General features: G+C 42.2%; 9 protein-coding genes and 4 pseudogenes. 5 read left to right on the top strand and 8 right to left on the bottom strand.

Features of this window, described 5'->3' with window-relative positions:
• Window positions 1-378 precede the first annotated feature (378 nt).
• Entirely contained in the window at window positions 379-744 is a 366-nt protein-coding gene (locus DFO57_RS22960; protein ID WP_233255876.1) for a site-specific integrase, read from the bottom strand.
• A 579-nt stretch (window positions 745-1323) separates the two neighbouring features.
• The gene (locus tag DFO57_RS20985; protein ID WP_146206693.1) at window positions 1324-1818 is read right to left on the bottom strand and encodes a hypothetical protein; all 495 of its coding nucleotides are present in this window, start codon (window positions 1816-1818) and stop codon (window positions 1324-1326) included.
• A 99-nt stretch (window positions 1819-1917) separates the two neighbouring features.
• Between DFO57_RS20985 and DFO57_RS20980 the strand changes: the two genes are divergently transcribed.
• A complete protein-coding gene (locus DFO57_RS20980) occupies window positions 1918-2187 on the top strand; it encodes a hypothetical protein (protein ID WP_110015671.1) in 270 nt (89 codons plus the stop codon).
• A gap of 14 nt (window positions 2188-2201) precedes the next feature.
• Window positions 2202-2540, top strand: coding sequence for a type II toxin-antitoxin system RelE/ParE family toxin (locus DFO57_RS20975; protein ID WP_110015670.1), 339 nt, complete (start codon window positions 2202-2204; stop codon window positions 2538-2540).
• Window positions 2541-2713: 173 nt separating this feature from the next.
• Here the strand turns inward: DFO57_RS20975 and DFO57_RS22690 are convergent, their stop codons facing one another.
• The 5 genes and pseudogenes from DFO57_RS22690 to DFO57_RS20950 form a co-directional block, all read right to left on the bottom strand.
• Entirely contained in the window at window positions 2714-2872 is a 159-nt protein-coding gene (locus tag DFO57_RS22690) for a hypothetical protein (protein WP_158279697.1), read from the bottom strand.
• A 126-nt stretch (window positions 2873-2998) separates the two neighbouring features.
• Window positions 2999-4336: pseudogene (locus DFO57_RS20970) on the bottom strand (ISNCY family transposase).
• 518 nt (window positions 4337-4854) lie between these two features.
• Window positions 4855-5377, bottom strand: a pseudogene (locus DFO57_RS22955) (integrase core domain-containing protein); the annotation flags it as partial.
• Window positions 5378-5585: 208 nt separating this feature from the next.
• Complete coding sequence (locus DFO57_RS20955) at window positions 5586-6446, bottom strand: fimbrial protein (protein ID WP_158279695.1); 861 nt, start codon at window positions 6444-6446, stop codon at window positions 5586-5588.
• A 125-nt stretch (window positions 6447-6571) separates the two neighbouring features.
• Window positions 6572-7336: a fimbria/pilus periplasmic chaperone gene (locus DFO57_RS20950; RefSeq protein ID WP_110015666.1), complete on the bottom strand. Its 765-nt coding sequence runs from the start codon at window positions 7334-7336 to the stop codon at window positions 6572-6574.
• 505 nt (window positions 7337-7841) lie between these two features.
• On the opposite strand from DFO57_RS20950, the gene DFO57_RS20945 reads away from it, so the two are divergent.
• The gene (locus tag DFO57_RS20945) at window positions 7842-8381 is read left to right on the top strand and encodes a fimbrial protein (RefSeq protein ID WP_110015665.1); all 540 of its coding nucleotides are present in this window, start codon (window positions 7842-7844) and stop codon (window positions 8379-8381) included.
• Between the two features lie 300 nt (window positions 8382-8681).
• Entirely contained in the window at window positions 8682-11180 is a 2499-nt protein-coding gene (locus DFO57_RS20940) for a fimbria/pilus outer membrane usher protein (protein ID WP_110015664.1), read from the top strand.
• Window positions 11181-11455: 275 nt separating this feature from the next.
• Here DFO57_RS20940 and DFO57_RS20935 read toward each other — a convergent pair.
• Window positions 11456-12217, bottom strand: a pseudogene (locus tag DFO57_RS20935) (IS3 family transposase); the annotation flags it as partial.
• A gap of 155 nt (window positions 12218-12372) precedes the next feature.
• Here DFO57_RS20935 and DFO57_RS22950 point away from each other — a divergent pair.
• Window positions 12373-12794, top strand: a pseudogene (locus DFO57_RS22950) (IS110 family transposase); the annotation flags it as partial.
• Window positions 12795-13279: the final 485 nt, after the last annotated feature.

Below are 13279 nucleotides of genomic sequence, written 5' to 3'. Positions count from 1 at the left end.
CTCCGGTCATTCAGGCAGCAGGAATCGCCCGCCACCGATCATAACCGCATTAACAGCCGCCCGGCCTCATCGGCATCCATGGTGAACCGCACGCCGAGCTGCTGCGTCACGTCCAGCGCAAACACCCGCGTATACCCATTCGGTCGACTTCGCGTCCTTATGGCCCATCAGGGTCTGAATGACCTTCTGCGGTACCAGGTGCTAAACCAGGTGCATCGTAAACGAATCCCGGAACGTCCTGGGCGTGGCTGACCGGATCGAGAAAGTGACACCGTCATGCTTTGCGTCCTTTAGCGCGTGACTTATCCAGCTGCGGGCGGTGGCTTCCCTCCGGATATCCCAGAGCCTTGCGCCGGCGGTGAGTTACACGTTCGCAAACTATTCCCTCAGCCGCTGAACGGAGGCCGGATCGGTGAGCGGGACGGCCCACGGTGGGTTATAGCGAATATCCGCCTGCGCTTCCTGCTCAGCCTGCTGCTCTGTCGGGCACCCGCGGCGACGGGACCGGTTGCCGGCAGATTCTTCCAGCCTGCGCTGCTTGAGCGTGCGCAGCACCACAAACAGCGAGGTGAGGGGTGTACCCGTTATCGGATCGTCCAGCACAAAGTCTCCCCGGGTGAGGGGCAGGATCTCATTGAGGCGCCCGCCGGTGTTCCACATGGCATCAATGAACAGGCGTTTGCGGAGATCGGTCACCTTTGAGAGCAACACGGCCACTTCCGGTGCCAGCAGGTAGCGCGGCATGTCCGTGCCATAAGGCTATCTCCAGATTGCGTAGCGCGACCGCACTTTCGTAGTCAAAATAGCGTGCGGCGCCCAGACTGGTCAGATTGTGACCACTGGCGTCGCTGTGTGAAATCTGCGGAATTTCGCGGGGCAAAGTACCCAAACTTTTAATCTCAGTTGTCTGCGGGGGGGGGAAGTATTTTCTCGCATCTGTAAAGGGTTTTCGATGAGAATAACTCGATCCGCGCCGGATCCTCACGGGATCGGTTTTCCGGCTTTTCTCCCGTATAGGGAGAATAACCTGGTCGGCCGGAAATAAAAAGCAGGCCCTCAGCACCGTTTCGCGTGCAGTCATAGAAGCTAACCCTCTGCCGGTAAAGGATAAACTGAAAAAGGCGGGCAGGGCGGGGGCGTCCAGGCACTCTAGTATGAATACCTGGACGTGCACTTCATTATGAAAAACGTTACCGGATAGCCATCAAGGACGTGCTTGTTTCTCTGCACATGGCGGCTGATTCATGAACTGTAGATCACTTGAAATGAGATTACTTACCAAGCGAACACCCACAACTTTAAAGTGTCCTATGATATATAAACTTATTTTTCTGTAATTTCACAGCTGACATTAGGGGCCGGAATATAGGTTGTTTGTTTATCCGCGTTAATGAACCCACGCATGAAACTCAAAACAGTTCTGCCATCAGATGTATGACCGATATAAATATTTCGGGCAACCTGATAATCTGATGTACCGTTCCTTGGAAAAACCCCCCAGATGAATTTTTTTCCTTCACTGCATATGATTTTAAAATCGTTTCTATCTGAGTTTGGCACCAGCAGCCACCCATCATCACTGGCTTTGGCACCTGCAGAATAACAGACGCCTTTAATTAAAATTGCTGAAAATAATGCCTTTAAAAACATAAGGCCTCCTTTTTTAAAGTACATATATTCATCGGCAATGTGGTCAGTTTTTTTTAGCCAAAAAATGCTATCAGCACAGCACCACTCAGAGAAGAGTTCAATTATCTCAGCGGATAAATCTGTACACAATTGTTCCACACGGATTATACTCTCAGTTGCCCACTCCAAACAGTGGCACTCCGTGTCGTTCAGCCGAGCAGTTCTGTGAGGCTTTTTAAAAATTTTAAGGGCACAACTTGTCCTGCTATACGTGTATGAGGTCCCTCTATGTCACAAACCATGTCCCAGAAACTTGCCCGAGACAGTCTCGGCAATGCAGGAACGTTCGAAGGCGGCGTGTACGTTACCAAAAATGGTGTTGCTGAACTGTTCATCCAGACCGCAGCTGAAAGACAGGTTGAATTAAAAGAGCTGGAGCAGGAAAGAAACATTAACGCGCTTTTTAAGCTTGCCATGCAGGCGAAAAAAGAAATTACTGACGGCAAGGGCATGACTCCTGAAGATGTGCTGGGGAGATTACGTGCGGCCAGAAACTGAATATGAGGTGTTGAGTGTCTCAGAAGTATCAGGTCTTAATCTCGCCTCTGGCAGAGCAGTGCCTTAAAGACATTGAGTCCTATAAAAGTGGGACAGTAGGGGCACAAAAGGCGGCCACCTTCGTCGATGACCTGTTGATGGAATCTGTAGCAAAAATCATTCAGGACCCGGAAAGATACCGTTATAACGTTCACCTGGCTGACAGGGGGCTGTTGTTGCGGGAAAGACTGGATGTGGATGGTGAATACCGCGTACTTTATGATTTTGACGGCAGCGCAGTTCACATACTGCTAGTCATCAGCATGAGGCAGGATTTTGGCAAGCTACTTTACCGCTATAACATTCTGAAGTAACACACAATGCCCGGATATCCGGGCTATTTTATATGGTCAGTCATTGGTGCAGCTTAATCCTGTTTACTACTGATGAACACAGGAATCAGCACTCGCTCCGCGAGTTTTGTGCTTACTTGAATTAGTTAAACAGGGAATTTCGTTTGCCCAGTCAGCGCTCCAGCGGTCATGTGTTATTTCACACTTTGGTGGTTATAGTCGGTTTTGTTACCTTCCTTTTTTGTAAAATATCCTGCGTGAAGAATTTTAAGCCGGTTAACTTCATTCAATGTGAAAAACACCGCACCAGAAGCCGTCATAACAGGTTCCTCAGCAGGTAACCAAGCGGCCATATCCGCATCTCCCAGACGGACATCTCAGTTTAGCTGCTACACGCATTGTCTATGCACATTGATAATGTCACCCTGATTTACCATTTTTAAATGTCACCTTCTGATGAAGAGAAAAGGGTAGTTAGCTCATTTTTTCAGGCTGGATTTAAACAGTGATGGTTCAGCCAGAACCGGATTAATTGCCCTGAGCTGTGCCTGAATCTGCGCCCGTCTTTTGGGCATATGACGACTGCGTTCTCTTTTTCCTGCGGCTTCCAGTTCGTCTTGCTTTTCCTGCGCCAGCTTCAGCACCGCCCCAAGCCTTTTATTGTCAACAATACGTCCCTGACTGATGCAGTCCAGCTTATCGAACACCTGATATTCCAGCGTTCTGCTGCCGTAGCGGAATGACAGCGTGCCGTCCGGGTAGTCAAACGCCAGGATTTTTTCTCCGGCTATGCGTGAGTTTTCCTCAGTGGGTTCACCCAGATACAAAATCTTATCGTACTGAAAAGTCAGTGATTTTGAGAGCGTAAGCAGCGTCTGCCAGGCAAATATGTCATCCAGCTCCGGGCTGCTTTCTGAGACGGTGCGGTGCAGGTTTTTGGGGTATTTTGCCGGTCTGGCAAAGCGGCGGTTGAAGTCGCTGATGAACGTTTCAATCCAGGCGTTGGCGTTATCAATGCCGGTGATGTTCTCCAGCCGCATCTCCTTAACCAGCCGGTCCTGCAGCGCCAGATTGGCGCGTTCGACACGGCCTTTGGCAGAACTGGTGTTGGCGCAGATGCCCGTGATGTTGAGCTCGTTCATCGCACGCCCGAACTGCGTCTGGCCGTCACCGCCAACCGCATTTTTGTTGTTAATGCGAAACACGCTGGCCTTGTCGCTGTAGAATGCCAGCGGTTTACCGTGCTGCTCCAGATAGCCGCGGGTGGCGTCAAAATAGGTGAACGTGGACTCAGATTTTACGAAGTGGAGCTGCATCAGGCGGCTGGTTGCGTCGTCAACATAGACCAGCAGCGTGCAGGCGGGGCCGCGCTCCTCAAACCAGCGATGATCGCAGCCGTCAATCTGTATAAGTTCGCTAACGCAGGCGCGACGATATCGTGGCTGCTGGATCCTTGGCGCACGCATTTTCCGGGGGATCCAAAGTCCCGCTCGAACCATCAGCTGACGCACGGTCTCTTTGGCCAGCACAACGTCATGGAGTTCGGCCAGCTTCTAGCAGGCGAGCGTGGGACCAAAGTCGGCATAGTTATCAAGGATGATGCCCAGAGCAAGTTCATCAAGGCCCGGAAGAAGCTGGCGATTACCACGCAATCCCCGGCGGCGGTTCGCCAGAGCCAGCGGCCCGGACTCGCGATAATGCGCTAACAGACGCCGACAGTGCCGCTCCGTTATGCCAAGTCGTTGTGATGCAAGCGAGGTTGTAAGCCGGCCATCAATGACGTCCTGCAGGATCTTGAGGCGGTTAACTTCATTCATCGTAAAGCACTCCGAACCGTAAGCCGTCATCAGTTGCGTCCTCAGCCGGGAAACCCTGGAAAAAGGACGATAATGCGGACATCTCAATATAGCCAGAGGCGGACATCTGAATTTATCCGTTACATTATTAGTGCGCATAATGCTATTTATGTTAAATAATACATCCCGCCACTTACCCGGTTACGCACCGGCACCTCACCTGCGTCCCCTCTGGACCTGAAGCCCGTTAAGCACCGGGCGCGCTACGTGAAAACTGGCGCACAGAACCCCTGCGGGTTATACAGAATTCACGTAGCGTTGCCTGTCAGTATCTGACCACTGCCCACTTTCAGCTGCACGGCAGCGTCATCACACTCCGTTGTTTACGTGTCATGCGCTTTAGTCGTTCAGGCTGTTCGCGCTCGTACTCATCAGCAAGCAATCGTAAGAACGGGATGAGAATAATCATACGCAAGCAAACAGCAACTGTGACTTTCCCCCAAAAACAATGCAGTGCTTAATCAGAGATCATCGACTTTCTAGAGACTTTGGATAAATTCAGCCGGAGTCATGTCATTTAATGATGAATGCGTTCTCTCATGATTGTATTCTCTGCGCCAGTTGTCGAGTTTCTCCTGCGCATGTTCCATTGACAGTAACCAGTAAATGTTCAGACACTCATCCCGCAGACTGCCGTTAAATGATTCAATAAAAGGATTATCTATCGGTTTTCCTGGGCGCGAGAAGTCCATGGTCACTCCGTGTTCATACGCCCATTTATCCAGACTTTTTGAGATAAACTCGCTGCCGTTATCTGTGGCAGGCGCTTACCCAGCACCCGCAACCCTTCATTACAGCGACCGCATCCTCACCTTTCAGTGACTTTCCAGCATGGATCACCAGTCACTCCTAAATAAAATTATCGACTACAGTCAGCGCCCGGAAACGCTGTCCGTTAAACAGATTGTCCGACACGAAACTCCTACTCCAGCAATGATCAATATGGGTCAGAACCTGACGTTGCTGGCGATGTACTGCACTGACATACATGCGGGGGCGTTTTTAGCGCAAACGCAATCTGTTCTTCGGTTTAGCGGGTTTTTTCATAGCAATGTGTCCCTCTTTGACATGGAAGAAAGACCGGAAACTTCAGTTTAGTCTGGCACTGTTTTCAGGACGTAAGGTCAGAATGAGCAACCTTTGTAGTCGCGAACGATGAAAGCCATTTATTAAAAATGCAATTTTAAACTGATTACTAAATAAGTCATGATTAATCGAGACTCATAACAAGTACGGCCGAACTTTTAAAAGGACCAGTTTTCAATTCACCAAACTGCGATTTAACAAGCTCAAAGCGTAAAGATGCAAAGCCAATTCCACTATTTAAATGTGTTCTGGCGCTATCACCAGGCTTCAAAAGAGAACCATTATAGTATGTCTCAATCCCGATATTTTCATTGGAAGTCTTAATTGCCGAGGGAGAAAAAGATGAGTTATCAGCCGAAAGCCAAATTTTAATTGGTGTTGTTAAAGGGTTTTTGCATCTATATTGGACTGAAATACTTTTAAAAATTTTACTAGTAGCGCCGTTGGAAGATAAAAAAAGTTTACTAACTTGCCCGAAATCTACATTGATATCTCTACCACCATTAATTTTGCAAGATCCAGAAGTATATATAACACTGTTGCTTGGATAAAAATCAACTCCACCAATAAGACCCGTTCCAGCATAACCCAAAAATTGATATTCAATCCGTGCAATACTGCCTTTAGGTATAAACACATGACCAGGATCTTCTCCCATTGTAAAGTAAAACTTAACATGAACTATCTTTGTATCTGTTTGACCCGGTTTAAAAGTTATTATTCTTTTATTTTTTATAGTGGTTGGATAATCTACACCGTCAATTATGATACCTGTTTGAAATTCAGAAGGAAGGCCAGTCAACACATCTTTGAGTTCCAAATAGTCATCATAATCATAAATCAGTGTCCGCTTACATTTCAGTGTCAAATCCATAAAAATTTGTTTATTATCCGAAGTAATTGCTCTTGGTAAGTTAAGAGAAACTATTTTGTTCCATTGGTTGCTGATGCTGCTACCGTCGGGGAAAAAGCACTGAATAGCCATGGCATTTTTCGATAAGAAAATGAAGAAAAACAGAAAATAGCGAGGTAGAGAAAAAATATTTAGAAGCAAAATATTCACCATGGAAGCTAAATTTATAAGATTAGAATAAAGAACTGTCGTCAAAGTTATTTGTCAATGATCTCTACAACTCTACAAATTTCTTTTTCACAATTAAATACAATTTTTGGTTGACCACCATAGTCATTGATGTAGCTTAATACTGGTTGATCCCCAAGAACGCCAGCGCTAATCTTGAGGTCTACCGTTTCACGGGGGGGGATCATCGTAGGATAAAAACTATTAATGGTTTTTCCATTAATCGATGAAGCAGCAGCACTCAAAGTAACATAAAAAGGCGTTGGATTGCGAAATTGATAACCACTTTTTATCTTCCTCAATACCACCTCCTCTTTGAGTATGTTGGTTAGCTTCTCTGATTTAGCTATCAACTCAGCAGGGCGATAAAACAACTTAATACGAGTTTGGAGGGCAATCTGTAATGAATTGATTTTATCGCTTTTGGGAGGGATTTCTCTCAAGTTAAAATAGTACAAACTTTCTTTATCTTTTGGATTTTCATTTATGTCAGAAGTGGTTTGAAGTGCAATTTGAGAACTTTCGCCGGGCTCTAAGCGCTGCAGAGGGGGGAGGACAAGAATCGGATTGTTGATTTTTTTTCCTTTTTCATCTTCAATCCAACCTTGCGCCAAAAAAGGCAGATCTTTATTTTCATTAGTAATGGTTAAACTCATTGATTTACTATTTCCATCAAAAATTATACGTGTTCTGTCTAAAGCTATTGCAGCGAACGCATTACATTCAAAAAAAGTAATGACCAATAAGGTTAAAAAAATTAATGAGTTTTTTTTAGTGAAAATAACTAATTTCATATAATTACCCTCCGGAAAACTAAGTTAATAAATTTAAAAATAATTATCACATATTAGGAATATTATCATGAGTAATAAGATTTACTTGAATGCTTTTATGAATTTTGAAAAAATATAAAATCATATAAAAAGCACCAGTCAATTTAATTATTCATATAACCTATAACTATGATGATTTTCCATAAATTGAGTTTAATTTCAAATTTATTTTAATTAATTTTTATCCAGCTTTTATTTTTAGTGATTCAAACATGACTTCCTTGTCCGGTTTTAGCATTTAGCTAAGACGAAGATACCGGTTCGGATCCAATTTGAGCAAAAGCAACGACAATTGCTTCAAGTTAATAATGATGCCATTTTACCATAATTAAGTATTTAGTAGGATTAAAAGAAAGGCAAAGAAATAAAACTAGATGACTAGAGTTGTTGAAAGTCAGCGCATTGAAGTATCTAATTAAAGGAGGTTACACGTTTTATATAACCCAACCAAAAGCGAGGCTTTTATATGAAATTTAAATTAACTATTTTACCTATTGCGTTGTATATGATTACGAATGCAGCACATGCGGCAGACCAAGGTCAAGGTAAAGTAACTTTCACAGGCACTATCATAGACGCTCCGTGTTCTATTGCTCCAGAAAGCGCTGACCAAACGGTTTCCCTAGGGCAAATAGCCAATAAATCTCTTTTGAATGGTGGAAAATCCAAACCAACATATTTTGCTATTAAGCTTGAAAACTGCGATGTATCATCGTTGACTAATAAAACGGTAACAGCTACGTTTACCGGTCAGAAGTCAACAGCAAACCCTAATAATCTAGCATTAACTGGCAGCGCTTCGGGAGCATCTATTGTTTTGAGTACGGAAGGTGGTCAGGACATAAAGCTTGGGCAACCAACACCAGGATTAATGTTGCAAAATAGTAATGCTACGATGAATTTTGCTGCTTATTTAGTTGGCGATCCAGCATCAAAGGATGGAACATCAACAATTGTTCCTGGTGAATTTAGTTCTGTTGCCAATTTTATTCTTTCATATCAATAATCGCCAAGGCATCCAATTTTTACGATTACTTACATGAGTAAGTGATCTGAAACAACAGTGACACTTCCGGCACCGGTTGTGTCCTTTCGGGTTATATCCATATTTGACAAATTTTAAATAATGATAATCAAATAGACATTAAAATAATAATTTTTTAAATAATAAAAGCAAAATTAAATACACCTGCGATAAAAATAGCTAGGTGGGATATTCAGTATCAACCTGTGAGGAATGTTCGCTTTAGAAGAATAATCGAGTATCGAATTTACAATTCAGGATGTTATCTAACAGGTTTTTAGTATGAAGTTAACAAGTAGAATAAATTGTTACCCAACCTACCATAAAAAATTTAATAAATTACTTTTAACCTTTTTTTTATTGCCGAAATTAGTTATGGCGATTGAGTTTAATGCTGATGTTTTAGATGTAAATGATAGAAAAAATGTTGATTTGAGTAGGTTTTCGCGTTCGGGATATATTATGCCAGGGACTTATAAAATGAGTCTTAACCTTAATGGTAAAAAAAAATCACCTGAGCAAGATGTTATATTTTACAGTTCAAATGATAATCCTCAAGAAAGTCATGCTTGTATTACTCGAGGGATGCTTAAAATTTTAGGGCTAAAAAAGAATATAATAAAAAAAACAGATTTCAGTAAAGGGTACCGTTGTCTCAATATTAAATCTATTAAAGGAATGAGTGCACATGGAGATTTATCAAATTTTGAACTATATATTGTTATTCCGCAAGCTTACCTAGAATATAGTTCTGAAGGCTGGGATCCGCCATCAGTTTGGGATGACGGAGTCTCTGGAATAATGATGGATTACAATATCAACACAAATGTTGACAACCCTGTTAATGAAAATACTTCACGTTCATTATCTGGATATGGTACAAATGGATTAAATTTAGGATCTTGGCGTATAAGAACTGAATGGCAGGGTAACTATTATGATAGTTCAAAATACAGATCTTCTGAATTTAGCTGGAATAGATTCTATGCTTTTCGGCCAATACCTAATTTAGGTGCTAAAGTTGTTTTGGGTGAAAGCTATCTTGCTTCAGCCATATTTGATACTTTTAACTTTCTAGGGATTAGCATATCTTCTGATGAAAAAATGCTGCCACCAAACCTTAGAGGATATGCTCCTCGTATAACTGGTATTGCAAAGACGAATGCAAAAATAACTGTAAGCCAGCTAGGTCGTATAATATATCAAGACACTGTGCCCGCTGGACCATTTAGTATTCAAAATTTAGATTCATCATCAACTGGTACTTTGGACGTAAAAGTTGAAGAGCAGGATGGTTCAGTTCATACCTTTCAAGTTAACAGTTCGAATGTACCGTACCTTACACGCCCAGGGCAGATACGTTACAAACTTGCTTTAGGTAAGGCAGCCAACTACAGGCGTGAAATGAAAGGTCCGGATTTTTTTTCCGGTGAGTTCTCTTGGGGATTGAATAATAACTGGTCTTTATACGGCGGTTCCCTGGCTGCTAAACAAGATTATAGTTCGATAGCACTTGGTATAGGTCGTGATTTACAACTCTTGGGAGCCTTGTCTTTCGATATGACTCAATCGTATGCTGTATTACCGTCAGAAGGTATTTTAAAAGGTAAATCGTTTCGTTTAAATTATTCAAAACGTTTTGAGGACTATAATAGTCAAATAACTTTTGCCGGTTATCGCTTTGCACAACAAAATTTTATGAGTATGTCTCAATATTTAGATGCTCGATTCAATGGTTTAAATATCAGTAATAAAAAAGAGTTATATAACGTATCATTAAGCCGATACTTTCAAAGTGGTGGGTTATCATCTTTTATAAACTATAGCCATCAAACTTTTTGGAATTCACCTCCAAGAGACAACTACAACGTTTCGATTTCAAAGTATTTTGATTTTTTTGGATTAAAAAATCTAAGCTTTAATATTTCAGGTTTTCGAACAAAAACTTCTGGGCGTCGTGATGATGGGATTTTATTAAGCGTTAGCATTCCATGGAAATACAACACAACTTTTAGCTACGATAACTCATTAGATAGACAAGGAATCAGCAATTCTATTGGCTACTCAAAAAAAATAGACAATATTAATAGCTATAGTGTCAAAGTAGGTAGTAATTCTTATAACAATTTTAATGGAAATGCATTTTATACTCATGAAGGCAGTGAGGGCCTGCTTAATGCAAATGCTAGTTATCAACAGGGTGAATATAGTTCGGTTGGTATGAGTATACAAGGTGGAGTTACAGCAACAATAAAAGGTGCAGCACTACATCGAGTAAATAATCTTGGTGGGACTCGAATTATGGTTGACACTGATGGTGTCAGCGGGCTGCATGTAAGCGGCTACGGTAACCCTACAATAACTAATTTTTTCGGTAAAGCTGTTGTGGCTGATGTAGACAGTTATTATCGTAATAGAGTGAGCATAGATATAAATGAATTGCCTGATAACATTAATGTTACTAAATCAATTGTAGAAGACACCCTTACGGAAGGAGCAATAGGTTATAGAAAGTTTGGTATTATAGCTGGTGAGAAAGCCATGGTTAAAATTAGATTAAGATCTGGCACTTTCCCTCCATTTGGAGCAGTTGTAATTAATAATTCTGGGCAAAATACTGGTATCATAAGTGATAATGGTTATGCATGGCTAACCGGTATCAGGCCGGGCTTAACGATGGAAGTTAAGTGGAATGGTCAAAAGCAATGTCTACTCAATTTACCGGACCCTCTCCCAAAGTTAAATAAACCTATTAACCTTGAATGTTTTTCATTTGATTAAAAGAACCCCACACTTTTTTCAGCAAAATCATTACCACATTAAGATTTGATAAATGACTGATCCCTGAAACAAAAGTAGTACTAAATAATTTCATCCCGTTGCCATTAAGTGATCTTGACTTGCCTTTATTTTGACTTTTATAAGTAAGGGTTTTTACGTATTTACTACTTAAGATTTGTTAGTAAGTTCAAATTGTTTTTATTTAAATATTTTAACTCGCACTAATGAAGATTGAAAATTTTTATTCAGTAACTGTAAGCACACCTGTTTTAGTTCTACGCACTTTTTGAGACTTCCGGGTTTTCTGCCATCAGCGGGAATTCTTCCGGCGTCAGGTTGTTCAGGGATTTATGAGGGCGCTCGCTGTTATATTCCATCAGCCAGCGCTCTGTGATTTCACGCGCTTCATTCAGGGTTCTGAACATATAAAAATCCAGTATTTCTTTCCGGTACGTCCGGTTGAACTGTTCAATAAAGCATTCTGCGTCGGCTTACCCGGCATGATGATTTCCAGCATTACACCATGTTCTTCGGCACATTGTGCCAGCGTCAGCGATACCAGCTCGGCCCCATCATACCGGATAACCACGATTTGCCACTATCCTGTCCGGCACTCTCACGACCCGCTGCGCCGGGATATTCAGGTCAATTTCTGTAGCCAGCGCTTCACGGTTAAAATCATCCACCGCATTGAAGGTCCGCAAGCGTCTGCCACACACCAGCGCATCATGCATAAAATCGATGGGCCCGCTCTGGTTAATTGCTTCCGGCGTCGCCAGTGGAGCCGGATTTCGCACCGGCAGACGCTGCTTTCCCTTACGGTGAAAATTCAGTTTAAGCAGGCAGTAAATCCGGTGAATGCGGTTATGGTTCCACCTGTTGTCCTGACGTCGCAGCATCTGGAACAACTTCTTAAAGCCGTATCGCGGATAGCGCTCCGCCAGTTCAGTCATCGCCAGGATCACCGGCTCATCTCTACGGGTATCGGGCTGGTAATAATAGACTTTCCTGCTCATCGATAATGTCCTGCTTCGCTGCAGATATCTTTGACGGTACATCCGGCTTGAACTGACTACTGAACGGTGATGATCTGGTGCTCGATAAATCGGGCTTTATGCATGGCGATCTCCTCAGGGACATAATCAGTATGTCGGAAGATCTCTAAAAGTTAATGGTTCGTCTAAGCGGGATACTTACAAATATTCCAGCCTGTCTGATTGGGACTGAAGCGTCCACAGGGCATTTTACTGCCAGCGTTAGTTTCAGAAACTGGACCACAAAAATAGGTTCTCAGTCTTCAGTATGTGAAACCCTTTGTCTGCGAGCAAAAGAAAGACGGTAATGATGAACAGGCCATCGCAGTGGTTCTGATGCAACCGACAATGCAGATCGTGCCGCCAAAAGCCAAGAACAGCAGGATATTAAGGCTTTACACCGGACAAAGCAGCGTATTGTTAATCACTGACTGCGAAAGTCTGTCAAATAAGAGGGCTGTTACTTGACCAAGGGACTCCCATTGGCAGTATTGTCTTCTGAGCTCGCCAGACTATTCCTCTTATCCTTGAAGATGCAGAAACTGGTCTACGTTACCGTATTTGGAGAATAATTGCCGATCATCGGCATTAATCTCTGAATAATCTGACGATTGAAGAGTACCTCTGATGTCTTAAAACACGAAACTCTCAAAAAATGCGTCTAACTAAAACAGGTGTACTTTTACATGGTTGAGCAACTAAATCGAGCATTCTACTTAGAATTCAATAAATAATCGGTGACATTAAATAGATATTGTAAGTTTTCATTCTTTCTTTATTCCTTTTTTTATTTTTTTCTTTAAGAAAAGTTTAACTATCACTGCGCTAGATCAAAAACCAAATGCACTTTCTTTATCTTTTATCAAAGAAAGGGTGGTATTCTTCATTTTTAAACGTTTTATTTTTAATAATTATTGAATCGAGGCTTGTATGTGGAGGTTTTTTTCTATCAAAATCTTAATAAGATATACAAAATGTAGTTATATAAAATATAAATTACATTTTTTTAAATTGATTTTTTATTTTTAGTTAATACTATGTATTCATAAGATTGGTAAAACCTAA

The sequence above is a fragment of the Pantoea sp. AG702 genome (genome assembly GCF_003182295.1).
Classification (GTDB): domain Bacteria; phylum Pseudomonadota; class Gammaproteobacteria; order Enterobacterales; family Enterobacteriaceae; genus Pantoea; species Pantoea ananatis.
The sequence above is the reverse complement of the archived record's forward strand: the minus strand, read 5'-3'. Positions and strand labels throughout refer to the sequence as shown.

Coding starts and splice junctions, on each gene's coding strand:
- DFO57_RS22960 (WP_233255876.1), bottom strand. CDS start 744: ATGCCGCGCTACCTGCTGGCACCGGAAGTGGCCGTGTTGCTCTCAAAG.
- DFO57_RS20980 (WP_110015671.1), top strand. CDS start 1,918: ATGTCACAAACCATGTCCCAGAAACTTGCCCGAGACAGTCTCGGCAAT.
- DFO57_RS22690 (WP_158279697.1), bottom strand. CDS start 2,872: ATGGCCGCTTGGTTACCTGCTGAGGAACCTGTTATGACGGCTTCTGGT.
- DFO57_RS20955 (WP_158279695.1), bottom strand. CDS start 6,446: ATGGCTATTCAGTGCTTTTTCCCCGACGGTAGCAGCATCAGCAACCAA.
- DFO57_RS20950 (WP_110015666.1), bottom strand. CDS start 7,336: ATGAAATTAGTTATTTTCACTAAAAAAAACTCATTAATTTTTTTAACC.
- DFO57_RS20945 (WP_110015665.1), top strand. CDS start 7,842: ATGAAATTTAAATTAACTATTTTACCTATTGCGTTGTATATGATTACG.
- DFO57_RS20940 (WP_110015664.1), top strand. CDS start 8,682: ATGAAGTTAACAAGTAGAATAAATTGTTACCCAACCTACCATAAAAAA.